A 24,913-nucleotide genomic window follows, 5' to 3' on the forward strand; every position below is an offset into this window, starting at 1 on the left:
GGGGAGCATCATATGAAGGTTGCCATTCTCACCATGTTTTCCGGCCTGTCCACCACCTATTCCCTGGTAAACGTGGTGGCGGACCAGCTGGAAATGCTGCTGCAGGCCGGTGTGGACGTCAAAGTGCTGGTGAGTGAATCCTGCCCGGACGAGGAGCGGTTCGGGGTCTTCCTGGACCCCCGAATCGTCTGGGAAAAGGTCACCAACACCCGCGACGGAGTCCCCATCCAGTGGCACGATTACTCCGGCGCCGCCGGAACCGTACACGAGACCTTTTTCCAGGAGGCCAACCTCATCGCCCAGGATTTTGTGCGGCTGCTGGAGGATGTGGACGTGTGTATCCTCCACGACATTCTCTACCAGGGCTGGCATCTGGTGCACAACATTGCCATTCGGAAGGCCCAGGCCCAGCTGCCCCATGTGCGTTTTCTGGCCTTCACCCATTCCCTGCCAGCAAACCGCCCCAGAACCATGGAGTATCCCTTCTCCGCCCGCTTCACGGGCATGCCCCGGACAACCTTCGTCTACCCCACCTACTCCGGGCTTTCCGCTCTGGCCAGACAGTACGATGTGCCGGAGGGCAACTGCGCGGTGGTGTACAACACCCTCCCCCTGCTGCAGTCCATGAGCCCGGATGTGCAGCGGGTGGCGGCACAGATGGATTTGATGAGTGCGGATATTCTGGCCGTCTATCCCGCCCGGCTGACCACAGGAAAGCGGTTTGAAAAGGTGGCGGCCCTGGCCGGCGCCATCAAAAGCAAGTCCGAGCTGACCACCAAGGTGGTGTTCTGCGACTTCCCCAGCGCCGACATCCCCAGTCAGACCTACAAGGCCATGATCCGCATGGAGGGAAAGCGCTTCGGGCTGGAGGACGGAGACATGCTCTTCACCTCCGACCTGGGATACCCGGACGGGTTCCCCCGTGCGGGCGTCTTTGAGCTGTTTCAGCTCTCCAACCTGTTCCTCTGCCCTTCCTATTCCGAGTCCTTCGGTCTCACCGTGCTGGAGGCCGGCAGCCGTGGAAACTTTCTGGTGCTGAATGAGGCCGTCCCGGCCCTGAAGGAGCTTGGGAACTCCCTGGGCGCCTATTTTATGCGTTGGGATGCCCGCAATTTCGGCTATGACACCCAGGAAAACTATGTGCCTTCGGAGCGGGACTACTACCTGGAGCACGGGGGCATCATCGTCAATCTGATGCGGGAGGACCGGAGCCTGAACGCCAAATCCATCATCCGCCGCAAATATAATCCCCAGTGGATCTGCAAAAACCAGCTGATGCCTCTGCTGGAGCGCTGACGGTGCCCCGACCGCTCTTTTCTTTTTGGAATATTTCTAAAATTATCCATCGCAAAAGCTCGGATTTTGTTGACTTTGCTCTATGGCGCGTCTACAATAAAAGTGTTCCCAGCTCGTTATGATGTGGGAACCAGTTGAGTTGTGTGCATTGGAGGAGATAGAATGAAAACCTGTTCGAATTGCGGTCAAAGTCTGCCGGATGACGCCATTTTCTGCGGTCACTGCGGAAAACGACTCTCTCCCCAGCCTGAGCCGGCGGAGCAGCCGCTCCAGCCGGAACAACAACCGGAACAGAACACCCCGCCCATCCAGCCGGAAGGTGAGCCCGAGCCCAGCGCCAAGCCTCTGGACTCCGAAGAGCAGCAGCCCCAATCCGAGGAACAGCAGCCCCAGCCGGAGGAACAGCCGCCCGTTCAGGAAGCCCAGCCGCCCCGGCAGGATCCCCAGCCCCCTCAGCCGGACAGCTTCTGCCCCAACTGCGGGGAGCGCATTCAGGGGGACGCTGTATTCTGTCCCAACTGCGGAGCCCATCTGGATTCGCCCGACCCGGCCAAGCCCGGTCCTGCCAAGCCCAAGAAGCCTATTCTGGGCATTGCTCTGGGTGCCGCCGCCGTTGTGGTTCTGTGCGTGATCGGAGCGGTGGCTCTGCCCGGCCTTTTCTCCTCTCCCGAGAAGGAATTTGTTCAGATTCAGCAGGAGCTGTTTGTGGACCGGGTCATGGACCAGCTGGAAGAGACCCTGGATGTCTACGGCACCGGCCAGTTCTCCACCGATCTGACCCTCTCTGCCAGCGTGGACACGCCGGAAATCAACCGCTATCTGGAGGACTCCTCCATCGGTCTGAAGCTGGATCTCAACCGGGACACCCTGCTGGCGGAGGGCCAGCTTGTCCTGATGGGCAGCCCGGTGCTCAACGCGGTGGGCACCTATGACAAGGGTCAGGTGGGCTTCTCCCTGCCCGAGGTGGATGACAACTACTACGTCATGGACCTCTCCTCCATGATCTATGACTTCACCGGCCAGGAGGTGGATCTCAGCCAGCTGGCCCTGCCCGAGATCTCCGGCAAAGAATGGCGCTCTCTGCTCCAGTCCTATCTGGACACGGTGTACACTGTGGTGACCAAGGACAATGTGGAGGTTGAGAAGAACAAGAGCGTCCTTCTGGAAGAGCTGGACCGCCGCTTTGACGGCACCGTCTACACCTTCTCCCCCAGCGGCGAGGATGTGGAGGCCATGTTCCTGAAAATCGCCGACAACCTGCAGAAGGACGAGACCCTGCGCTCCATGATTTTGGACGTGGTGTCCCCTGAGGCTCTGGAAGCGGCCTTTGGTGAGGAGGTATTCGGCGGCTACGACCTGGAGGAGCAGCTGGACGAGGCCATTCTCTCCCTGGCGGACACCCTGGAGGAGCAGGCCTCCGACATCGGCCGCGCCGTGGAGGACAGCGACTTCACCTGGACTCTGGTGACGGAAAAGAAGGAAGTACGTATGATCCGCCTGGAGGCGGACGGCCAGGCCGTAGTCTATGAGCGGGACGGCTCCGAGTCCGGCGGTCTCGACGAGGTGCTCTATGTGGAGTCCTACGGCGAAAGCCAGGTGCTGCTGGAGCATGAGTACACCAAGAAGGGCTCCGTCTCCCAGGGCAGCCTTGTGATTACCATTCCCTACGAGAGCACCGTGATCATGGACTATGAGCTGGACGAGGAAAAGCGCTCGGCCCTGGGAACCTATTACGGCACCTATGAGCTGTCTATGCCCGACGAGGGGGTCAACTTCTCCCTGGAGGTGCGTGAGGGCGACGAGGGCGGTGTGGACCACATTCTCTCCCTCTACAACATTCAGGACCTCTCCTACTATGCTCCCTTCGACCGTCTGGAGCTCACCATCAACGCCACGGACAAGAGTACCGCCCAGAAGCCCAGCGGGAAGACGGTGGACATCACCGATTACAGCACCCGTGAGCTGGAGGAGCTGTTCACCGAGATCGGCTCGGTGCTGCAGCAGGACCTCATCGACAATCTGGAGCCCTTGATGTATGATCTCTACTACTATTTCTGAGCCCCTCTGCCACCTCACTGAGGTGGAAAAGAGCTACGGCTCCCATTCTGCTCCCGTTTTGGGCCCCCTCTCCCTGGACATCCACGCCGGACAGGTTCTGGGGATCCGGGGCCCCAACGGGGCTGGAAAGAGCACGCTTCTGAATCTGCTGGCCGGCGTGCTGACCCCCGACCGGGGTACGGTCACCTACGCCCCCGGCGTACGGGACCACATCGGCTACGTGCCTCAGGAGCTGTCGCTCTACAACGTCCTCACAGGACTTGATAATCTGCGCTTTTGGGGGCTGGCCTGCGGCCTGCCCTCAAAGGCTATTTCCACCCGGAGCCGGTGGCTGCTGGAGCAGATGGAGCTGACGGAAAAGGCAAAAAAGCCGGTGTCCACCTATTCCGGCGGCATGAAGCGCCGGCTCCATCTGGCCAGCGCCCTCATGGTCACGCCCCGGCTTCTGCTGCTGGACGAGCCCACCGTAGGGGCGGACAGCCGCTCCACCCGCCTCATTCTGGACACCCTGACCCATCTGCGCACGCTGGGCTGCGGCGTCGTGCTCATCAGCCACCAGGCCGGAGAGCTGGAGCAGGTGTGCCAGTCCATTCTGACCCTGCGTGACGGGCGGATTTCGGAGGGAGGCCAAGTGCCGTGAGAGGACTGAGGGCCGCACTCTACAAGGATTTCAAACTGTTTTTCCGCGGGACCGGAGCGTTGGCACTGGTCCTGCCTTTTCTGCTGCTCCTGGCCCTCCGCTTAGGGATGGCCGACCTCTCCCGCCAGGCCTATGTCCAACCCTTCCCCATTGCCGTACAGGACCTGGACGGCACCATCATGTCCCGCTCCCTCATCTCCCAAATCCGGGAAATTGAGCTTTTTTCCCAGGTGGAAGTCCTGGAGGAGGGCGAATCCCCGGAGCAGGCTCTGGCCGGTGGAGCCGCGGCGGTGGTCACCGTCCCCAAGGATTTCTTCTACGATCTGTACAGCATGAAAGACTGCCCGGTGGATGTGGTGCTCAACGCCGATATGCCCCTGGAATCCACCCTGTTTGAAACCATTTTTACCTCGGTCATGGACATCATCCGGGCCGACCAGTCCGCCGGAATCGGCCTATACCGCTTCTGCTATGGGGAACTGACTCCCCAGCTTCAAAGCCAGCTGTATCGGGAGACGTCAGAGCACCTGCTGGTGGACGCGCTGAGCCGGCAGACGGTGTTTGACACCCACACCCAGCTTGCCGACGTCCAAGGGGCCATGGAACGGCGTCTCCTGGCCTGCGTTTTGTCCATGCTGGCCCTCTTTTTCCCCCTGCTGGCCGTCAAAACCCTCCCGGAAGAGCTGGCCCTGGGGGTGCTCCCCCGCTTTCAGGGCATCGGCGGCAGGCGGGTCGGGTTCGTCTTGTCCAAGCTGACGGTCTCCCTTCTGCTCACCTTGCCCACCCTGATTCTCATTCTCCTGGCCTTCCCCTCGGAGCATCCGGCGGCGGTCCTGGTCCTGTCCCTCGTCCTGCTGGCGGGCTCCTTCGGCGTGCTGCTGGGGCTGGCCGCCTGGGCGGGAAATGCCGCTTCGGTCCAGCGGTGGGGCAATCTCATTATTTTGCTCTCCCTGGTGCTGGGGGGAACCCTGTGGCCCCGCCACCTGCTCCCCGGTCCTCTGCCCAGCCTGGGCAAGCTGACCCTGCCCTACTACGCGGTTCTGGGGCTGGAGGCCATCCAGCGGGGACTGTCCGGGCGGGAGCTTCTCGCCCTGCTCTGGCCCGTCTTTGCCCTGGGCGCGGCCGGTGCGGCTTTGGCCATTCCTGGCTTCCGGCGTCTTCAGGGCCGGAGCGGCGGAACTGAGGTGCCGGCTTCTCCGGCTTCCCGGTCCCTTCCGGTTTCGGATGCCCTCTCTCCCTCGCCCGCCCGTCTGGCCGGACTGTCCCTCTTCAAGCTCCGGGTCATGGGGGGCGGCAGAGCCGGGCTGGCCGCCCTGCTGGCGGCGGCCCTTCTGTGCGGCGGGGCCGCTCTCTCCGTGAGCCGTGGAAGCGCCTCCTCCCTCCGTCTGGCCCTGGTGGATGAGGACCAAAGCAACCTGTCCCAGGCCCTTGGCGAGGCACTGGATACCCGGGACGGCCTTACCCTCACCCGCTGTCAGACCCCGGCTCAGGGCCAGCGAATGGTGCTGCTGGGCGAGGTAGAAGGCCTGTTGGTGATCGGCGAGGGCTACCAGGAGGCTCTGGAGTCCTCCGACACGCTGCCCCTCTCCTACCAGCAGGCCGCAGCCTCCCTCTCCGCCCAGGGAGCCCGGGAGGTGATTGCCGGCCAGGTGGCCGTCCAGCGCAGCCGCCTGCGTGCCCTGTCTCAGGCCCAGGACCGTCTGGAACGCGCTCTGTCCCAGGACGAGCAGCAGGCCCTGCTGGCACAGATCGCACAGGCTGAGGCGGAGATGCCTCCCCCGTTTCACACCAGCTCCTCCCGGGGGGCAGCGCCCAGCTCTCCCTTCTATCCAAGTCCCCTGGGCGTCTCCTGCCTGGCCGTACTCCTGACCCTGCTCACCGCAGCCGCCTGGAGCGGCGGAAGCGACAGCCGCCGGGTGGAGGCCCGGATGGCCAGCGTGGCCCGGGGCCGGCTGCTGTCCTACGGCAGCGACTGTCTGGCGCTCACCGGACTGGGGGTCCTCACCGCTCTGGCCATTTTGTACCCGAGCGGCAGCTCTGCCTGGGGTGTTGTCAGCGCCGTGGGCTATGCCTTTACCGCTGCCGCGCTGGCTCTGGCTGTAACCCGGTTCACGGCCCAGGAGGGCAGAGTGGACGCTCTGGCCCCCTTCCTGGCCCTGATCCTCTGCCTTTTGGGCGGATGTTTCCTGGACCTGTCCCAGTTTTCTTCTTCCTTCGCCCTGCTGTCCTCTCTTACGCCCCCCGGTCTTGCCCGGATGGCGGAATCCGGCAGCCTTTTGGCCCTTGCGGCCCTGCTGGGAGAGGGCCTGCTCTTCCTGTTCCTGGGCAAGCCCAGCGCTGGAACAGGCTCCAGACCCATTCCCTAAAAAGCAAAATGAAGGACACGACATACGGTTCCTTTTTCCGCAAAGCTGTCCTATTCGTCAAATCCAACGATAAATAGGGAAATACCTTGACGAACCGAAGATATTTTAATAAAATGGTGAGGTTGTGTGTTATGTTCCTGTCGCAGAAGTGAGTATGGAGCGTCCTCCGCACAGCAAATCGACAGAAGGGAACGAATATCGTGGAAGAGAAAAAATTCCAACCTTATGTTCCGGCAGACAAGGTCATGCCTGAGTTCACGGTGGTCTCCATCGTCCTGGGCGCTATTCTGGCCATTGTCTTCGGCGGAGCAAACGCGTACCTTGGCCTGCGTGTGGGTATGACGGTGTCTGCCTCTATCCCCGCCGCGGTCATCTCCATGGGAGTGATCCGCAAGATCCTGCGCCGTGACTCCATTCTGGAGAACAACATGGTCCAGACCATCGGTTCTGCCGGTGAGTCCGTGGCCGCCGGTGCCATCTTCACTCTGCCCGCCCTGTTCATGTGGGCAAAGGATGGTCTTTGCGACGTACCCTCCCTGGTGGAGATCGGTCTCATCGCTCTGTGCGGCGGTGTGCTGGGCGTTCTGATGATGATCCCCCTGCGCAGCGCTCTGATCGTCAAGGAGCACGGCGTGCTGGCCTACCCCGAGGGACAGGCCTGTGCCGAGGTGCTCATTGCCGGTGAAGAGGGCGGCGCCAAGGCCTCCACCGTGTTCTCCGGTCTGGGCATTGCTGCCGTCTACAAGTTCATTGCCGACGGTCTGAAGCTGTTCCCCAGCGAGATCACCTACGACATCTCCGCCTACAAGGGCTCCGGCGTTGGCATTGACGTGCTGCCCGCTCTGGCCGGTGTGGGCTATATCTGCGGCGTGAAGGTGTCCTCCTATCTGTTCGCCGGCGGCGTGCTGGGCTGGTTCGTCATCATGCCTCTGATGGCCCTGTTCGGCGGCGACCTGGTTCTGTTCCCTGCGGACAAGACCATCAACGAGCTGATCGCTGCCCCCGGCGGCGTGTCCAACCTGTGGAGCAACTTTCTGCGCTACATCGGCGCCGGCGCCGTGGCCTGCGGCGGTGTGCTCAGCCTCATCAAGTCCCTGCCCCTCATCGTGCGCACCTTCAAGGACGCCATGGGTGACTACGGCAAGGGCCGAAGCAACAGCACCCTGCGCACCGAGCAGGACATCTCCGTGAAGATCGTTCTGCTGGGCATCCTGGTGGTGGCCGTTGTGATGTGGCTGCTGCCTGTCATCCCCCTGAACCTGTTCACCGCCCTCATTGTCATCGTCTTCGGCTTCTTCTTTGCCACCGTGTCCTCCCGGATGGTGGGTCTCATTGGTTCCTCCAATAACCCCGTCTCCGGCATGGCCATCGCCACCCTGCTCATCTCCACCCTGCTGCTGAAGGCCACCGGCAACGACGGCATCAACGGCATGATCGCCGCCATCGTCATCGGCGGCATCATCTGCGTCATTGCTGCCATCGCCGGCGATACCTCTCAGGACCTGAAGACCGGCTTCCTGGTGGGCGCCACCCCCAAGAAGCAGCAGATTGGCGAGCTGATTGGCGTGGCGGTGTCCGCCGTGGCCATCGGCGCCATCTTGTACCTGCTGAGCAACGCGTGGGGCGGCTACGGCACCGAGGACCTGCCCGCTCCCCAGGCAGTCCTGATGAAGATGATCGTCGAGGGTGTTATGGGCGGCAACCTGCCCTGGAACCTGGTGTTCGTGGGCGTGTTCATTGCCCTGGTGGTGGAGGTGCTGGGCATCCCGGTACTGCCCTTCGCCATCGGCCTCTATCTGCCCATCTACCTGTCCGTGCCCATGGTGCTGGGCGGCCTGCTGCGCTGGTACCTGGAGAAGCGCAAGTACGCCTCTGAGAAGGCCAAGGACAACGTGGTTCAGTCCGGTGTTCTGTACTCCTCCGGCCTTATCGCCGGCGAGGGTATCGTGGGCATCCTGCTGGCTGTGCTGGCCGTCATCCCCATGGGTCTGAACGCCGAGGGCAAGACCCTCTACCTCAGCGACAAGGTTAACATCAGCGAGCTGTTCTCCATCGGCAACATCGGCGGCCTGGTGTGCTTTGCCCTGATTCTGCTCTCCATTTACTTCTTCGCCACCAAGGACAGCAAGAAGAAATAAAACATTGTCTTTTTTCAAGCCGGGCTGTATACTTGTGTATGCGGCCCGGCTTGGGCTATTTATCCATGAGGAGAAACCGATATGGCCAGTAAAAAGAACAACAACTATTTGGATTTCATCCCCATCATAAATCCCCAAAACGACTGGAGCGAGGACGAGGAGGGCGTTGTCACCATCCACATGGTCCACCGCGGCTTCTACGCCGCCATCGCGCAGAAGTTCTTCCACACGCCCCGGGTCAGCCACATCAAGCTGGACGAGTACGGCAGCTTCCTCTGGAAGGAACTGGATGGCCGGCGCACCGTGGGCCAGCTGGCCCAGCGGATGAAGGAGCAATTCGGCGACAAGGCCGAACCGCTCTATGACCGGCTGGTACACTATATGCAGATTCTGCACAACAACAAGTTTATCTTGTTTCAGGGAAAGGATCGGGTGAAGCCTTGAATACGCCGCAGATCATTCTGGGTATTTTGGCCTTCGCTCTGGTCACCGCTGTGCTCTATACCTGGGGCCTGCACAAAAGCATGACCCAGCAGGAGGACCTGGAGCGCATTTTGCTGAGCAAAAGCGCCCGGAAGGTGGTAAACTATCTGAAAAAGCACGAAAGCATCTCCCTGGAGGAGATGGGCCGGCTGTGCAAGGACGTAAAGGCGGGGCAATTCTGGTCCAGAAAAAAGGCCGCCGTGCAAAATCCCCGGCTTTTTGCCCCGAAGTTGGCCCAGTATATGACGGAGCAGCTGCTGGTCAAGGAGCTGCCCGGCAACCGGTTTTGTCTGAGATAAGCAGGTATCGAAAGGAGCAAAGCAACCATGCAGGTTTTGGAACATCTGGAACCCAAGAAGGTATTTTCGTTTTTTGAGGCCATGTGCGCCATTCCCCATGGCTCCCGGAACACGAAGGCGATCAGTGATTGGTGCGTGGCCTTCGCCAAGGAGCGGGGACTGGAGTACCATCAGGATGCCAACAACAACGTGATCATCGTCAAGCCCGCCGCTCCCGGCTATGAGGAGGCCCAGCCCATCATTCTCCAGGGCCATCTGGACATGGTGTGTGAAAAGGCTGCGGGCTGCACCAAGGATATGGAGCGCGAGGGCCTGGATCTGGCCATTGACGGGGACTATGTCTACGCCAAGGGCACTACTCTGGGCGGCGATGACGGCATCGCCGTGGCCATGGCCCTGGCCGTCCTGGACGACAACACTCTGCCCGCCCCCCGGATCGAGGCCGTATTTACCTCCGATGAGGAAATTGGCCTCTTGGGCGCCTCCGCCATGGACGTCGCCCCTCTGAAGGGAAGAAAGATGATCAACCTGGACTCCGAGGCAGAGGGAATCTTTACCGTCAGCTGCGCCGGCGGCAACACCACCACCTGCATTCTTCCCATCACCCGTGCCGCCTTCGGGGGCACCGCCCTTCTGATTACTGTGGGCGGCCTCACTGGCGGACACTCCGGCGCGGAGATCCACAAGGGCCGCGCCAACTCCAACCAGCTCATGGGCCGGGTACTCCGCGCCCTGGCGAAGAAGGCCCCCATGTGCATCCAGCGCGTGGACGGCGGTCTGAAGGACAACGCCATCCCCGTGGAAACCCGGGCAGTCGTGATTGTGTCTGACTCCCAGGCCGCCCAGCAGGTGGCCCAGGATATGGAGCATATCCTGCAAAACGAGTACCACACCACCGATCCCGCCCTGTTTGTCAAGGCGGAAGCTGCGGATGCATCTGGACTTCCTCTGGATCCGTCCTCCACAGCAAAGGTGATCTGCATGCTCCAGTGCCTGCCCAACGGGATCGAGGCCATGAGCGCCGAGATTCACGGTCTGGTCCAGACCTCCCTCAACATGGGAATTCTGGTCACCGGGGAGGATTCCGTACAGGCCTCTTACAGCGTACGCAGCTCGGTGGACTCCCAGAAGCAGATGCTCAAAGAGCGTCTCAGCTGCCTGATGGAGCAGTTGGGCGGCCGGGTAGAGTTTACCGGAGAATATACCGGCTGGCAGTATCAGGAGGAGTCTCCCCTGCGGGAGCTGATGGTGGAGGTTTTCCGCGATCAGTACGGCAAGGACCCGAAGATTGAGGCCATCCACGCCGGACTGGAGTGCGGCATCTTTGCCGGAAAGATGCCTGGGCTGGACTGCGTCTCCCTGGGTCCCGATCTGCTGGAGATCCATACCCCCAGAGAGAAAATGAGCATCTCCTCCGTTCAGCGGGTGTGGAACTTCCTGCTGGAGGTTCTGAAGCGCTCCAAGTAAGCTTTAATCATAAAGGCAAAAAGGAGGACACGACGTTGTCGTGTCCTCCTTTTTCGTTTCAAGAACTATTTTGACCCCGCTGCTGTTTGCGCAGGGTACATCATTGCTTCGCCGGGATGAAAAAAGCTATTCGGCCAGCCTCGCTTGAATCTCAGGGATGGATAGTCCCTGTGCCTTCAGCTCCCCAATGCGTTCCAGGCGCCCCATGGTTTCTACACGGCGGTAGCGGCGGGTCAGGTTGCTCTCCGGCTGGCAAAAGGGAAGCATCCCTTCCTCAGTATAGAATTTCAGCGTGCTGTACCGCAGGCCGGTCAGGCGGGCCAACTCGCCAATGGTCACCCACTGATCTTGGAGGATTGCCTCCATACTGCGTCGTCTGGACATAGAGCCAACCCTCAGAGATACACCGGGACCAGGGCCATACCCTGAATCGGGAGCCTGACAGTCCGGGTGGTAGGCCAGGCGCGGTAGAAGCTTCCATCAATCTCCAGTAGGGTCTCGCTCCCATTGGGTACCTCCCGTACCCGGTGGCCCCGTGCCTTCAGATATTCCACCACGGCCGTCCGGCGCTCCTTCACCGTAGTGCCCAGTACCACCTGGTCAATAAAAATGGACGCCCTCCGCTCTAAAAACGGGAAAAACAGTGCTACACCTTCCAGATAGGGGTTCCGGAACATCGCCCGCTTGGCCCGCATCGCCTTCAGTCCCAGGGCAACCAGAGCATCATGGAATTCCTCCTCCACCAGACAGCGCCAAACCGGATTTTCGGTCGCCAGAGCGGTTACCCGGCTTTGCACCTCGTCCTGCTCCCGGGTGCTGAACAGCTCATTGAGCACACAGCTCTCCCGCAGCAGCCAGAACAGCGCCCCACATTCCACAGTGGGCTCTCCCAGCTCCAGCAGCTCCGCCCGGAACTCCTCCACCGCTTTCCGCCAGGCCCCTTCTTCCCCGCGCCACATCAGCAGCTCCACACCAGAGGTGGCGTAGAGCATATCGCTGCCCATTAGCGCAGGCGCCTCTTCCATCACTCCCATCGCCTTCAGAGCAGAAAAATTCTCCTTTTCCAACGTCCTGGCCGCACGGCCTCTCAGCTTCCGGGCCGCCTGTCCGGCCGCCCGGACTTTGGCGGCGAACTCCTCCGGCGACTCCAGGGCCAAATCCAATGCCGGGGACAAAATTTCCGCGGCAGCCAAAGCCCGATCCACAGCTTGGCGGGCCAGACTGTTCCGGCTGGACTCCAGCCCATTCATGGCAATCAGCGCATAGACATGGTTCAGCTCCACGTTCAATCCCTCCTCTGCCGCTGGGCAATCAATGCGTTTCCTTTACTTATTACTTACTACTTACGATTTAGAAATAACATACGCCCCATTTCCTGTCAAGCGTTTTCGCTGAGCATTTGAATCAAACGGCGGGTTCTACCAGCAGCCTCACAAAAACATGATATAATTATTTTGATATTGATGTAGTTTTTACTGCTAAAATCGTAGTATATAAGTGAAGCCAGAAAGGAGGCGGTGAGATGATAGACGATGAAAAAATCATAGAAATGTTTTTTGTACGGTCAGAGCAAGGCATCCGAGAGTTGGACGTCAAATACGGAAAAATCTGTCACAATCTCTCGTACAACATTGTGAACAGCAGGCAGGACGCAGAGGAATGTGTCAATGATGCTTACTTGGGTGTGTGGAATACCATTCCCCCAACGAGACCCAATCCACTGCTCTCTTACATTGCGAAGATTGTTCGGAATCTTTCACTTAAAAGCTATTGGAGGAAGGAAGCGGACAAACGAAGCGGGCTATATACAATCGCCTTACAGGAAATTGAAGACTGTATTGCAGATCTGAGAACCGTGGAAGATGAAATTGAAGCCAGAGAGTTGGCCCGTATCATCGAGACGTTTTTGGACACGCTGACCGCCGCAAATCGCGTTATTTTCATGCGCCGCTATTGGTTTGCTGACAGCTACAAAGACATAGCTGAGTTTGTAGGTCTTTCGGAGAAAAACGTCTCCGTCCGGCTGACCCGTATCCGCGAGAAAATGAAACAATATTTGGTGGGAAAAGGGGTGTTAATGTGAACATGAAGACGTTTTCCGATGCCATGACTGAACTTGATACAAAATATATTGAGGAAGCTCTTAACTATAAGAAGAAAGCCAGAAAGTCCAGTCGGATGAAATGGAGTGCTATGGTAGCCTGCCTTTGCATTTTAGTCATAGGTGCTTCCTATCTCTTTGCGCGCTTCTACCACGAACAAGGGCAAAATGCTCACGGAGCAGATATTGAACCCGTAATTGAAATCACTTTAGAAGAAGCCGTGAATCATGAAACTTTTGGCAAGTTGTTCCCTACATGGATTTTTGAAGATTATACTCTTGAAGGTTCTGCTGGTATATTTGGCGATACGGTATTACGTGCGAGGTTTTATAGCGAAAGTCATGTTGATGAGTTACTGATACAAATTACAAGTAGAGAATGGTTTTATGGACAGCATCCAGACTTAGAGCTGAATACTATAATTTATCGAGAAACAACACGGGGAACCGAAAATGAAATCTATATTGATGGTGGGGATTATGTTGTCCTATACTCCTGCATTGTAAGTATGAAAAACAATAGCGACTTTTTAAAGATGGTAAATTCGGCAGCTTATTTCCAAGAAAACGATGCAAATTTGGTGTGGTTTGGAGACAGACTGCTAAAGTCTGGTAATTTATCTGAAACAACCCTTCAATGGCTAGACTGGTATAATAGTCTGTCGGAAGAAGAACAGTTATCGGTAAGCGCAATCCCCACAGATTTACTAGAAGAAAGCGGTATTTCCGATGCCGAGGATGCAGAAGCAATAACTGAGTAAGCAATATTCAATGGAGATTTACCCAGGAGTGGCTTTGCCGACCCCGAGCATTTTAATCTAATGGGTGAAGCCGCCTTCCAGGCGACGAAACCCAAAAAGAAAGACACTCCTAAGCGTGTCTTTCTTTTTGAAACGGGTGAACAGTTTTGAGAATAAGTCTTTAGGTCTGCACCCAAACCCAAATCGCAACCCAGCCCATAACACGGCCCTTCTGGGCCGCGCCGCAAGTGCGGCGTAAATTCGGAGCGCAGCGGAGAATTGCGCAGGGGCGGCTTTGCCGACCCCGAGCATTTCAATCGAAAGGGTGGAGCTGCCCTCCGGGCGGCGAAACCCAAAAAGAAAGACACGCCCAAGCGTGTCTTTCTTTTTGGAACATCGCAACACTATAGATGCCACAGCCTTCGCCCGTTCGCAAGCGTCCAGTATATTATTTTACTCTCTGGGAGACAGTTCTCCGCTATGAGCCTCCAGAGCTTCGATGCGGTGATCCTGCGTCAAGATTTCCATCTGACTGATGGCGATGGCGTTGAGCTTTGCCAGCCGCTCGGCCTGAGACATTCCTTCGCTGATGAACACCGCATTCAGGTTCTCCAGATTGGAAAGGCAGACCAGTTGAGAGACATTGGCGTAGTCACGGATATTCCCTTTCAGTTCGGGATGGCTGTCCCGCCACTGCTTTGCGGTCATACCGAACAGGGCCATGTTCAACACATCGGCTTCACTGGCATACACCATGGAAACCTGCTTTGCGGAAAGCTCCGGCGGGATCAGGTTCTCCTTGATGGCATCTGTATGGATGCGGTAATTGATCTTGACCAGGTTTCGCTTGATGTCCCAGCCAAGCTGTTTCATTTCCTCGGTCTTGAGCCGCTCAAACTCCTTGACCAGATACAATTTGAATTCGACAGAGATCCAAGAGGCAAACTCAAAGGCAATCTCCTTGTGGGCGTAAGTACCGCCATAGCGACCAGCCTTAGAGATGATGCCGATAGCCCCGGTCGATTCCACCCATTTCTGAGGGGTCATCACAAAGCTGTTCAAGCCGGCCTGACTCCTAAACGCATCGAATTCGACACGGTTAAAAGACGGGTTGTATAGAGATTCCCAAACACCCAGGAACTCAATCGTGTTCCGATTCCGCAGCCAGTTTTGGATAATGTAGCGAGGATTGTCGCTATCCTTCAGCTTGGCGATGTCAGTCAAGCTGATAAAGTCATCTCGCTCGGGATTCCATTGTACACTAATTTCCGCTCCCTTAACAACCAGTTTGTCCACTCGTCTGCACCTCCTTGCTGATTATTTTTTGGAGCAACCCCCGGCAGCTTTCCTCCACATCCCGCCAGGTCGTGTCGAAATCGTCGGTGTACCACGGATCGGCCACCTCTCCGGGACGGTTGGTAAAGTCCATCAGCAGGTGCATCTTGTCGGCAAAATCGCCGCCGCAGATCCGGTACATGCTCCGCAGATTGGCTCGATCCATGCCAATCAGAAGGTCGTACTTCTCGTAATCGCTGTTCAGAAGCTGCCGGGCTCGTTTGCCGGAACAGTCGATGCCATGCTCGGACAGCTTGCGGCGGGCTGGTGGATACACCGGATTGCCAATCTCCTCGGTGCTGGTAGCTGCCGACTCGATTTGAATGCTTTGCTCCAGACTGGCTTTCTTCACCAGATCCTTCATGATAAACTCGGCCATCGGGCTTCTGCAAATATTGCCGTGGCAGAGAAAAAGTATCCTGATCATGCTCTGTACACTCCAACTCATTACTATCGCACTCAGTATAGCACGGAACCTCAGATTCGTCGAGTTGGATTTCCAGATGGGCGGCAGAATCGATTTTTCTCTGGAGTTCTGCCTTTGACCAGCCGAAACGACCAGCGGCACGAAGATACCAGCGCCGCTCCTCCGGCTCCATGTCTGCTTCCAGAATGACTACATTCTGCGTCCAACTGATCTCCATGGCCAGCTTCAGCAACTCGGGGGTGTCCTCATACATCCGATAGAACTCCCGCATCCGGCGAAGGTTGCGCGGGGAGAAGCCGGAAACATCGGGGAAACGGCTGTGCAGGTGTTCGGCTGCGGCCACAGCCGCGCCTTTCTCCGGCCTGGAGCAGACGATGCGGCCCAGTTCGCAGCAGAGTTTCATCTGGGGCAGCTCAGCGTTCAGCGCGGCGTCCAGGGCTGCAAACATGGCGGAATAATCGATATTTTTGCGGATGTTCATGGCTTCTCCTTTCCGGCAGAACCTGCCTTATTTTGAAACAGGCCAAAGAGAAGCACAGGAGGTCCCTCCTGCGTTTCTCTTTGGCCTGTTACACCACTTGTACCATCTGCTCCCAGAGCAGGACGAAGCGGTCGTCGATGATTTTGTTGTCGTGGTAATGTCCGAACAGCCAGTAGTGGAACTTGGCTCGTTCTTTGACTTCCTCCAGGAAGCCGGTCAGGTGGTCGTGAACATATCCACCGTTTCCCAGTATGTTCACGATGCTGTTTGGGGCGCAGTGTGTGATCACATAGTCCATCTCATAGTGAATACGCTCCAGACTGCGCTGGGCTTCCTCATATTCCGTCTTGCTGGGAAGCTCCTGCTTCCACCAGGATCGGTGGTTGACCCGGAAGCGGGCGCCCATTCTGCGAAGAGCCCAGTATTGTTCTTCAAAATCAGGCGCTTTGGGATTCAGAACGCCATTCTCGATGTCGTGGCTCCTGGCACCGCCCATGGTGAAGAAGGAGTATCCTTGCAGGTCAAAGACCTGCCCGCGCATCAGATGGATTACATGAGGCCGGATTCGCTGGATCGTTCCACCGTTCCATTCCTCTGTCGGGTATTTGCTCAACAGGTCGAAGTTTTCATGGTTGCCGCTGATGAACAGCGTGGTAAAGGGCAGATCCTCCAGCCAGTCCAGATTCCGCTCCTCCTTCTTGCCCCCATCCCATACGCCACCAAAATCTCCGCAGATGATCATGTAGTCTTCCTTGGTCATTCCGGCCTGCTCGGGGAAGTGTTCGGGTGCGAACCGCTGGAAGTTGCCATGGGTATCGCCGGTTGCATAGATCATTTCGGTTCACCTTCTTTTGCTTATTATATCATATCCTGCTCCACCTGGATGCCGCCGCGGAGGAAGACCGTGATTTTCTCCGCTGAGTTGACCTTGACCGTATCCACCAGCTGTCGGATGAGAGCTTCATCCCATTCGCTGATGTGGGTGGACGCCTGAGCCATCGCGGCAGCGGCATCTTCAATGCGCCGCACGGCCTGTGCGTTGCTCTGACGCTGTTCTTCGATCAGGGCTCGCTTTTCTTTCAGTGCGGCAGCTTCATTCATAATGGCCCTCAGCTGGGCGGTGCAGGCGGAGGCGTCCTCCGCTCGGGCAGATTCTGCCACCAGCTCACGGGTCTGGTCGTTCAGCTCGCCCAGCCGCCTTTCAATATCGGCAAGACTCATGCTCTCGCCGGGAACCGGAGCCAGCTCCATTTCCATGGCGGAGGTGATTTGCCGGATCAGCGTACTCTTTTGACTCATGACGGAGTTGATTGCGGCGAGGATTGCCTTCTGGAGCGGCTCCTCGTCCAGTGTTGGTGAGTTGTGGCAGTACTTGGTGCCGTAGTCCAGCCGGCTGACACAGCGCCACACGATGCGCTTCCTGCCTTGCTTGGACCAGGTGCAGCGGCGGTACAGGGTGCCGCATTCGCCGCAGACAAGGCGCTCCGACAAGGCGTATTTGCTGGCATAGGATGTCATCCCCGTGGGGGCATTCTTTTTGGAAGGGCTTTTCCCGGCACTGCGCCGCGCCATCTCTGCCTGTACCGCATCGAAGGTTTTGCGCTCCACGATGCCCTCATGATGGTTCTGCACCAGATACATGGGGAGCTGCCCCGTGTTGCGGATGACCTTGCGGCTGATGCAGTCGCTGATGTAGGTCTTCTGGAGGAGGACATCTCCGCAATACTTCTCATTGGTCAGGATGCTTCGGATCGCCGTGGTCGTCCATTGGGAGCCGCCGGTCACATTGGGGATCTGCTCCGCTTCCAGCCTGTCTTTGATCATCCGAAGGCTGGCTCCGCTCAAATACTGGTCATAGATCGAACGAACCACATCTGCTTGCTCCTGGATGATTTTCGGCTTGCCGTCCTCGCCTTTTTCATGGGCGTACAGCCGGTTATACTGTATGATTGTCTTTCCCTCGCGCATGGCCTGCCGCTTGCCCCAGCGGACATTGGCGCTGATGCTCTCGCTTTCTGCCTGAGCGAAGGCTCCAAGCATGGTGATGAGGATCTCGCTGTCGGCTTCCAGCGTGTTGATGTTCTCCTTTTCGAAGATGACCGCAATGCCCAATTCCCGCAGGGCCCGGATGTAATTCAGGCAGTCCACCGTATTTCTGGCGAAGCGGGAGATGGATTTGGTCAGGACGATGTCGATCTTCTTCTGCTTGCACAGCCGGATCATCTTCAGGAATTCGGGCCGCTTCCGAGCCGATGTCCCTGTGATGCCCTCGTCTGCGAAGATCCCGGCCATGGTCCACTCCCGGTTGGTCATGATCTTGTCGGTGTAGTAGTTCTGCTGCGCCTCATAGCTGGTGAGCTGCTCCTCGTCATCAGTGGATACCCGGCAGTAGGCAGCCACGCGAAGCTGGCGCTGGACCGCCTGCCGGCTTGCGACCTCCGGCTTTGCGGGTATGGTGATGACTTTGGGCGGGCTTTCTCTCATGCTGTTTCACTCCTTCCCAATTACTTGACGGTTTTTCAGCTTGATATTCAGACTTCCATCGTTATGACAATGGATGGCGGACACGGAACTTTGAAGCAGTTCTGCTTCCAACGCAGTCATGAGCTGACGCCCGGAAAACACTCTGCGCAGACGAACCGTTTCGTATTCGCGGGAGTCGACGGCGCTGTACTGAGCCGCAGCGATGGACAGGATCAACGCCTTTGCGGCATCCTCGTCGATTGGCTGACATTCCATCACCCTGTCCAGCTCACGCTGCAGATTCAGCTCAGTGGATCAATCAGGCGGCGCTGTTGCCGGAAGCCGGAGCTGTTCCGGCGATACGATCAGGCTGTTGAGCAGATCCAGCACCTGCCGCTCCATGTGCGCTGTTGATGGCCGCCCGCTGAAGCGGCGGAGGAGCTTCTGCGTATCCGTTTTGGGAGCTGCCGTCTGTTTTGCGCTTCGCTTTTCCAATGCTTTCTCCAGGGCTTCTCGATCAATGACCGGCGGATAGCCGCGCTCTCCCGTATAGCGGCTGTCTTCCAGAATTCGGGCAACCATGTTTTTGTTCCATAGCTTTCCCTCGTCATAGGGAATTGCCTGTTCTCGAAGCTCCTCTACCAAGGTGTTGTAGGTAGCACCAGCAAGGTATTGTTGGAAGATGTACTCTACCAGCTTTGATTCCTGCGGATGGAGGGCAATTTCTCCCATAACCACCCTGTAGCCAAACGGCTGCTTCCGATTGCCCATCAGCGCACCGTCCTTTCTATGGTTTCGGTCAGCTCCAGCCCGTTTTTCAGGCGGAAGCGGATTCGCTCATTGCTTTCCACGATGATTGTTTCAACGAGCTCACCGAACAGCTCTGCGTCAAAGCTGTCAAGGAAGTCCGGGCCATCATTCAAGATTTCCATCAGCTCTCTTGTTTGGGAGATGGTGTTGTCGCCATCGACGGCCAGAAGACGCTCCTTTTTCAGCTTTACAGCGCGGAGCTGCTCGGTCAACTCATTGCTCTGGGCTATAAAAATGTCAGGATCAATGAGGCCCTGTTGTTTCAGTGTGGCCAACATTTGATTCTGACTGGTAAGATTGGATATTTGTTTGTTAAGTTCAATGACATCCAGGCTCCAGAGCATCCGGCGGTTGCGGATGGCTTGGAGCGAGGTGGTCATTCCCATGAGGATGGGTTCGCCATGGTGCTTGAGCTTATAGTATAGGCGGATGAAAGCATTTGTTATTTCATCTTCTGCAATTGGTGTAATGCCGCATTTGAGGCCATGTCTCTTTTTATCGTGTCCTATACATACCCAGTATGTGATGCCGCGCACAACCTTGCGACGAAATAGTGACTGGCAGTCGCCACATACTATTTTTTTCCGAAACGCATACGGACTGTTTTTCGTTAATGTAATCTTCTGAGCACGAGATTTCATCAAAGCATTTGCTTTCTCAAAATCTTCTTTTGGCACGATTCCTTCGTGTGTTCCGTATGCGTAGTAAGAAACCTTCTGTCCTCGGTTCAGCCGGCATTTATATGGAAGCGTATCTGTTGAGAAGTATTTTTGCCACACAGAATCGCCAATGTACTTTTCATTCGAGATAATATATCGAATAGCAGTTGAATCCCAAGCGACTTCACCAGATTTACACGGGATGCCTTCTTCTCGCAGGTCAGATGCTATCCGCTCTGTACTTTTGCCGGAAAGATACTCTTTGAATATCCGTTGTACGATAACAGCTTGTTCCTCCACAATGCGTATGGAATGATCCTGTAGAGTATATCCGTATGGCAAGTTTGCGGGTATATATGTTCCGGCCTGCATTCGTCTTTGAATGCCCCACCTCATATTGCCAGAGATGGATTCGCTCTCGGCCTGGGCGAAGGATGCGAAGAGCGCAGTCATCATTTCGCCGGACATCGTCGCAGTGTCAATGTTCTCTTTCTCGAAGTAGACGCCGACACCGAGCGATTTCAGCTCTCTGATGGTTTCCAGGCATTCCTTGGTATTGCGGGCAAAGCGGGAGATGGATTTCACCAGAACCCTGTCGATCAGCCCTCTGCGGCAATCTGCCAAGAGTCGCTGGAAGTCCTCACGCTTTTCAGCCGATGTCCCAGTAATACCCTCATCTGCGTATATGTCAACCATTCTCCAGTTTTCCTTGCTGGAGATCAGGTCACTGTAGTGACGGTTCTGGGCGGCGAAGGAGTTGAGCTGGTCATCAGAGGTGGAGCTGACACGGGCGTATGCCGCAACCCGCAATTTGGCGTTTTGGGGCTTTTCGGTTGCCTCGATGGTGATGACCCGGTATTGCTTTTCTCGAAGTGCCATGCTGCCGTCGGTCATCAGCTTTTCCGCCATGTCAGTTCACCTCCTTTTTTGCAACACAAACAATACCAAAACACCTTTGAAATAGCTATTGAAAAGAATGCGATTTCAGAAAGAAAGGATAATGTCCGCACCGGTCTGTGCGGCAATTCTGGCCAAAATTTTGCGGGCCTCTCTTTCTGTGGTTTTCTTCTGCTCTATCAGCGTGCGGAGCAGTTGGGCAATGCCACACAAATCGATATTTGTCATCTCGGTTCCTCGCTTTCGTGGATTTGTTTTGATAACAGAAATATGGGACCCAATCAGGGAGTTTGAGGAGAAAAGGAAGAGGAGTGTAGAGGAGGAAAGATGAAGAACTCAGAGGAACGGGGGTTGAGGAGAAGAAGAGGATGTACTGTGATCATATCCCATATTTCTGCTATCAAAAGAAAAACAGAGGGCCGCTCCCAAAGGTCAGGTGAGCGAGTGTAGGCTCCGAGTCTGGAACGGCCCTTTGTTTCTTGATGCTACTTAGTCGCCTGTATTCGACACTACTTCCCCAGGCAGGGCGGCAACTTGAACTGTGCTGGCGCACATCATGGGACTCTCACCCCTCCGAGGATCTCTCCGAGCCGCGTAAGCAGAAGTATCATTGTAGGCTGACGAGGTCATGGCGGGGACAGCTTGCCAAGGCTGCCTTGTCCTGAGTGGGTGTCGCTCTGCACCTTATTTGGCCGTCCTTTGATGCGGATCTGCTCCGCACAGGTGGTCTTCGCGCACTCGGTCTGACGCTCTCCCGATCAGCTAAGGTATTCAAGTTGCCGGATATGACCGCCTGGGGCAGTGTTTTTCAAGGTTCGCTGAGATGTTTTGATCTCACGAAGATTGTAACTCTGCGCGTATTCTTCCAACAGAAACAGAATGGAAAGTTTACCAACCCAAAATGGAAAGTTTTTAGAGGGATGCCTCCAATTCGGACAGCAGAGAGATGGCCATCCGCAGTCCGCGCTTCTGTTCCTCTGCAAAATCTCCTTTTCCCACCAGGAGATAATCCAGAGAAACATCAAAGAATGCTGCAAACTCTACGGCCAGCTCGACTGGGCCAGTCTGCTTTCCAGTTTCGATTTTTGCGATGTATGGAGTGCTGACATTCATCTTCTCTGCCAACTGCTCCTGTGTGAGCCCACGCTTTTTTTGCAAGCTCCTGATCCTTGAACCATAGTCCTCTCTATTAAAGTACATGGTGATTTACTCCGTCTTCTGAAATTTGGATGCGAACCAAATTTCGGAGCGGTGGGTCGCGGCAATGGAGCGACCGGACATACCGGACGCTGAGCAGAGGCCGCCATTTTTCGACAAACAAAAAATGCACCCACCGTGCGGTGAGTGCATACGAAGAGAAATATTTGCCGAGCTTTAGCGGTATATAGTGAGTAAGGACAAATGGTGTCGAATAAAAAAGGACCGCAACCCCTTGGAGGATTGCGGTATGTAATGTTGTTCTTTTTTCCCTGACCCCCGGCGGGTGTTCATTGCTCCCTATACGATTTCCTGCCATATTCTCCCCTTGCGGGGATAACAGACAAAAAGTGCGTTTCCCCTCACCGTTTCGATGGGGGTATTATAATAGGGAATTTTTAGGGGTTTCTTAGAAATCGCTTAGGTTTTAGGCAGTTTTGCTGAAATTTGAAGATTATCCGCTTTTTGTATTATTATATATTCATATTGGCTAAAAAGCACAAGCCAAAACTATGCATTATATATGTGCAATTAATCTGACAAGACTTTCTACATGTTATTTTTCTATTCTACCAAGGGTACACTAAACTTGTCAACATATTTCTTGTGGTTGGAGGGTTGGCAAGTGGAATATGGAACGATTCGCATTAAGCTGGACGAGCTGTTGAAGGCATCCGGTCTTAGCAAGAACATGTTAAGCCATCGAGCCGAAATGCAGCGGACGCAGATCAACAATTATTGTAAAAACCAGATTACTCGTTTAGATATAGATGTTCTCGCAAGGCTTTGTACGGTGTTGAATTGTGAAATTGGAGATTTGCTTGAGTTTGTACCTCCAAATGATACGGAAAAATAAGGCTCGTAGGTCGGAGCATACTGCTCCTTCCTACGAGCTTTTTACTCTTTTCGTCAATATTCTGGCGAGGAAAGCCCAAATTGATTCGTTAAGAGTGCCCTTCGTTTCACCTTGTTCATCGGTGCCAGCCGGCTCATGCTCCGTAAGCTGACGCCCAGGGTGGAGAGATTGTGCAGCGTGGCAGAGGTGGCGGGCGGCAGAACACCGGCCACACCAAGGGCAATCAGGGCGCCGTTGAAGCCGATAACGAAGCGGTAGTTGGAGTGGATGCGCGCCATCAGCGCCATGGCGATCCGGCGCAGTTCCACCAGCTCCCACAGGCTGTCGGCGGCAATGGTGATGTCCGCGATCTCCCGGGCGATGGCGGCGCCGTCGCTGATGGCAATGCCCGCATCCGCCTCGGACAAGGCCGGTGAGTCGTTGATGCCGTCGCCCACCATCAGGACAGTATGCCCCTCCCGGCGGAGCCGTGCCACATACTCCGCCTTGTCCGCCGGAAGGACTCCGGCACGGAAGTCATCCACTCCCACCTGGGCGGCGATGGCTGCGGCGGTACGGTAGCTGTCGCCGGTGAGCATGACAGTACTGGCGATCCCCAGGGCGCGGAGGGCGGACAGGACTTCCTTCGCCTCCTCACGCAGCGGGTCGGAGATGCAGATCACAGCGGCAAGCTGTCTCCCCACCGCCAGATACAGGTGGGAATACTCCGGCGGCAGGGCGTCAAAGCGTTCCTGCTCGCCCTCCGGAATGATGCAGCCCTCATCCTCAAAGACAAAGTGGGCGCTGCCGATGAGGACCCGCTCCTCATCGACGGTGCTGGCGATGCCGTGGGCCACCAGATACTCCACCTTGGAGTGGTACTCCTCGTGACGCAGGCCCCGGCGTTTGGCCTCCTCCACCACGGCGTTGGCCATGGAATGGGGGAAGTGTTCTTCCAGACAGGCGGCCAGCCGCAGCATTTCGGCTTCCTCTTTGCCGCCGAAGGGCACCACCTGAGCTACCCGAGGGCAGGCGTGGGTCAGGGTGCCGGTCTTGTCAAAGACAATGGTGTCGGCGGCAGCTACCGCCTCCAGGAACTTGCCGCCCTTAACGGTGATGTGGGACTTGCCAGCCTCCCGCATGGCGGAGAGGACAGCCAAGGGCATAGCCAGTTTCAGGGCGCAGGAGAAGTCCACCATCAGCACCGACAGGGCTCGCGCCACATTCCGGGTGAGGGCAAAGCTGATGAGGCTCCCGGCGAAGGTATAGGGCACCAGCTTGTCTGCCAGATTGGCAGCCTTGCTCTCGGCCTCCGACTTCATCTGCTCCGACTGCTCGATCATGTGAACGATTTGGTCATAGCGGCTCTGACCGGAGGCCTGGCGTACCTCCAGCACACACTCGCCCTCCTCCACCACGGTGCCGGCATAGACCGCGCCGCCGGGGCGCTTGGGTACCGGGATGGACTCTCCGGTGAGGGACGCCTGGTTGACAGTGACTTCCCCCTCCAGCACCAGACCATCCACGGGGATGATGCCGCCGGCGCGGACGACTACGGCATCCCCCGGCTGGATCTGGGACACAGGAACCAGCACTTCGCCCTGGACCGTGCGCAGCCAGACCCGGTCCACATTCAGCGACATGCACCGGGCCAGATCCGCCACAGATTTCTTCCTTGTCCACTCCTCCAGCAGTTCACCTACCTCCAGCAGGAACATGACCATTCCGGCGGTTCCAAAGTCCCTTCTGCAGGCGGAAATGGAAATAGACAGGGCATCCAGCAGCTCCACCTTGATGCGGCGGCGCAGCAGGCAATGCAGTCCTCTCCGCACAAAGGGGATCATGTGCCAGAGAATGCGGGCAATCCGCAATGGAGACGGGAGAAACAGGGTGCAGGCGGCCTTGCACACCACCTTTGCCACCAGCTTCTCCTCAAATTCCCGGTTCAGCGCCCGGCTGCTGTGGGCGGGCAGCGCGGTGGTCCGCTCCGCCTCCTGCCAGGAAAAATGCCGAATTTCGTTCAGCACGGCTTGGCGAGTCCCATCGTAGTACAGGATGACGCAGCAGGTTCGCTCATGGACGGTGACCTGCCGGCACCATGATTTTCCCTGAATCCATGCCTCCAGCAGATCCGCCTGAGCGAGTGTCATTTGTTTTTGCCGCAGCCGGAACCGGATGCGCCCCCGGCTTTCGTGCAATATGGTTGCGTTCATAGGTTCCT

At 56.8% G+C, this 24,913-nt stretch carries 23 protein-coding genes; 11 read left to right on the forward strand and 12 right to left on the reverse strand.

What is annotated here, in order from left to right; genetic code table 11:
• From DWX58_RS11320 to DWX58_RS11355, 8 genes are all read left to right on the forward strand, one after another.
• The coding region (locus tag DWX58_RS11320; RefSeq protein ID WP_243093437.1) for a hypothetical protein at positions 1 to 1,296 on the forward strand (1,296 nt) is incomplete at its 5' end.
• Between the two features lie 162 nt (positions 1,297 to 1,458).
• A complete protein-coding gene (locus DWX58_RS11325) occupies positions 1,459 to 3,354 on the forward strand; it encodes a zinc ribbon domain-containing protein (RefSeq protein ID WP_118643912.1) in 1,896 nt (631 codons plus the stop codon).
• Positions 3,332 to 3,994: an ABC transporter ATP-binding protein gene (locus DWX58_RS11330; RefSeq protein WP_118643914.1), complete on the forward strand. Its 663-nt coding sequence runs from the start codon at positions 3,332 to 3,334 to the stop codon at positions 3,992 to 3,994. Before DWX58_RS11325 ends, DWX58_RS11330 begins: the two co-directional genes overlap by 23 nt.
• Positions 3,991 to 6,360 carry an ABC transporter permease gene (locus DWX58_RS11335; protein ID WP_118643916.1) on the forward strand — a complete coding sequence of 790 codons (2,370 nt, stop codon included), beginning with the start codon at positions 3,991 to 3,993 and terminating at the stop codon, positions 6,358 to 6,360. The genes DWX58_RS11330 and DWX58_RS11335 overlap by 4 nt, the downstream gene beginning before the upstream one ends.
• Positions 6,361 to 6,605: 245 nt before the next feature.
• The gene (locus DWX58_RS11340) at positions 6,606 to 8,498 is read left to right on the forward strand and encodes an oligopeptide transporter, OPT family (RefSeq protein WP_199648787.1); all 1,893 of its coding nucleotides are present in this window, start codon (positions 6,606 to 6,608) and stop codon (positions 8,496 to 8,498) included.
• A gap of 81 nt (positions 8,499 to 8,579) precedes the next feature.
• The gene (locus DWX58_RS11345) at positions 8,580 to 8,942 is read left to right on the forward strand and encodes a PqqD family protein (RefSeq protein ID WP_118643920.1); all 363 of its coding nucleotides are present in this window, start codon (positions 8,580 to 8,582) and stop codon (positions 8,940 to 8,942) included.
• The gene (locus tag DWX58_RS11350) at positions 8,939 to 9,280 is read left to right on the forward strand and encodes a hypothetical protein (protein WP_118643922.1); all 342 of its coding nucleotides are present in this window, start codon (positions 8,939 to 8,941) and stop codon (positions 9,278 to 9,280) included. The genes DWX58_RS11345 and DWX58_RS11350 overlap by 4 nt, the downstream gene beginning before the upstream one ends.
• A gap of 27 nt (positions 9,281 to 9,307) precedes the next feature.
• On the forward strand, positions 9,308 to 10,747 hold the full coding sequence (locus tag DWX58_RS11355; protein WP_118643924.1) for an aminoacyl-histidine dipeptidase: 1,440 nt from the start codon (positions 9,308 to 9,310) through the stop codon (positions 10,745 to 10,747).
• Between the two features lie 126 nt (positions 10,748 to 10,873).
• On the opposite strand, the gene DWX58_RS11360 is transcribed toward DWX58_RS11355, so the two are convergent.
• On the reverse strand, positions 10,874 to 11,131 hold the full coding sequence (locus DWX58_RS11360) for a helix-turn-helix domain-containing protein (RefSeq protein WP_118643926.1): 258 nt from the start codon (positions 11,129 to 11,131) through the stop codon (positions 10,874 to 10,876).
• 11 nt (positions 11,132 to 11,142) lie between these two features.
• On the reverse strand, positions 11,143 to 12,030 hold the full coding sequence (locus tag DWX58_RS11365; RefSeq protein ID WP_118643928.1) for a hypothetical protein: 888 nt from the start codon (positions 12,028 to 12,030) through the stop codon (positions 11,143 to 11,145).
• A gap of 239 nt (positions 12,031 to 12,269) precedes the next feature.
• Here DWX58_RS11365 and DWX58_RS11370 point away from each other — a divergent pair, with 239 nt between their 5' ends.
• Both DWX58_RS11370 and DWX58_RS11375 read left to right on the forward strand, forming a co-directional pair.
• A complete protein-coding gene (locus tag DWX58_RS11370) occupies positions 12,270 to 12,830 on the forward strand; it encodes an RNA polymerase sigma factor (RefSeq protein WP_118643930.1) in 561 nt (186 codons plus the stop codon).
• Between the two features lie 2 nt (positions 12,831 to 12,832).
• Positions 12,833 to 13,609, forward strand: a complete 777-nt coding sequence (locus tag DWX58_RS11375; protein WP_118643932.1) for a hypothetical protein — start codon at positions 12,833 to 12,835, stop codon at positions 13,607 to 13,609.
• A 432-nt stretch (positions 13,610 to 14,041) separates the two neighbouring features.
• On the opposite strand, the gene DWX58_RS11385 is transcribed toward DWX58_RS11375, so the two are convergent.
• The 9 genes from DWX58_RS11385 to DWX58_RS11425 all read right to left on the reverse strand — a co-directional run bounded on the left by DWX58_RS11385 (position 14,042) and on the right by DWX58_RS11425 (position 21,785).
• Positions 14,042 to 14,884, reverse strand: coding sequence for a KilA-N domain-containing protein (locus DWX58_RS11385; protein WP_118643936.1), 843 nt, complete (start codon positions 14,882 to 14,884; stop codon positions 14,042 to 14,044).
• Positions 14,865 to 15,350: a low molecular weight protein-tyrosine-phosphatase gene (locus DWX58_RS11390; protein WP_118643938.1), complete on the reverse strand. Its 486-nt coding sequence runs from the start codon at positions 15,348 to 15,350 to the stop codon at positions 14,865 to 14,867. Before DWX58_RS11390 ends, DWX58_RS11385 begins: the two co-directional genes overlap by 20 nt.
• A gap of 569 nt (positions 15,351 to 15,919) precedes the next feature.
• A complete protein-coding gene (locus DWX58_RS11400; RefSeq protein WP_118643940.1) occupies positions 15,920 to 16,666 on the reverse strand; it encodes a metallophosphoesterase in 747 nt (248 codons plus the stop codon).
• Between the two features lie 23 nt (positions 16,667 to 16,689).
• Positions 16,690 to 18,315: a recombinase family protein gene (locus tag DWX58_RS11405; protein WP_118643942.1), complete on the reverse strand. Its 1,626-nt coding sequence runs from the start codon at positions 18,313 to 18,315 to the stop codon at positions 16,690 to 16,692.
• A gap of 6 nt (positions 18,316 to 18,321) precedes the next feature.
• Positions 18,322 to 18,570: a hypothetical protein gene (locus DWX58_RS11410; protein ID WP_118643944.1), complete on the reverse strand. Its 249-nt coding sequence runs from the start codon at positions 18,568 to 18,570 to the stop codon at positions 18,322 to 18,324.
• Positions 18,571 to 18,609: 39 nt separating this feature from the next.
• Positions 18,610 to 19,065 carry a recombinase family protein gene (locus tag DWX58_RS11415; protein WP_118643946.1) on the reverse strand — a complete coding sequence of 152 codons (456 nt, stop codon included), beginning with the start codon at positions 19,063 to 19,065 and terminating at the stop codon, positions 18,610 to 18,612.
• A complete protein-coding gene (locus DWX58_RS11420) occupies positions 19,065 to 20,672 on the reverse strand; it encodes a recombinase family protein (protein WP_118643948.1) in 1,608 nt (535 codons plus the stop codon). The genes DWX58_RS11415 and DWX58_RS11420 overlap by 1 nt, the downstream gene beginning before the upstream one ends.
• A gap of 75 nt (positions 20,673 to 20,747) precedes the next feature.
• Positions 20,748 to 20,888: a hypothetical protein gene (locus DWX58_RS15240; RefSeq protein ID WP_156417376.1), complete on the reverse strand. Its 141-nt coding sequence runs from the start codon at positions 20,886 to 20,888 to the stop codon at positions 20,748 to 20,750.
• Positions 20,889 to 21,572: 684 nt separating this feature from the next.
• Positions 21,573 to 21,785 carry a helix-turn-helix transcriptional regulator gene (locus tag DWX58_RS11425; RefSeq protein WP_243093439.1) on the reverse strand — a complete coding sequence of 71 codons (213 nt, stop codon included), beginning with the start codon at positions 21,783 to 21,785 and terminating at the stop codon, positions 21,573 to 21,575.
• 697 nt (positions 21,786 to 22,482) lie between these two features.
• Between DWX58_RS11425 and DWX58_RS11430 the strand changes: the two genes are divergently transcribed.
• Positions 22,483 to 22,713 (forward strand): helix-turn-helix transcriptional regulator, encoded by a 231-nt coding sequence (locus DWX58_RS11430; protein ID WP_118643952.1) that lies wholly within the window; start codon positions 22,483 to 22,485, stop codon positions 22,711 to 22,713.
• A gap of 53 nt (positions 22,714 to 22,766) precedes the next feature.
• Here the strand turns inward: DWX58_RS11430 and DWX58_RS11435 are convergent, their stop codons facing one another.
• Entirely contained in the window at positions 22,767 to 24,905 is a 2,139-nt protein-coding gene (locus DWX58_RS11435; protein ID WP_118643954.1) for a heavy metal translocating P-type ATPase, read from the reverse strand.
• Between the last annotated feature and the right edge of the window lie 8 nt (positions 24,906 to 24,913).

It is taken from the genome of Pseudoflavonifractor sp. AF19-9AC (genome assembly GCF_003478995.1).
GTDB lineage: Bacteria > Bacillota > Clostridia > Oscillospirales > Oscillospiraceae > Lawsonibacter.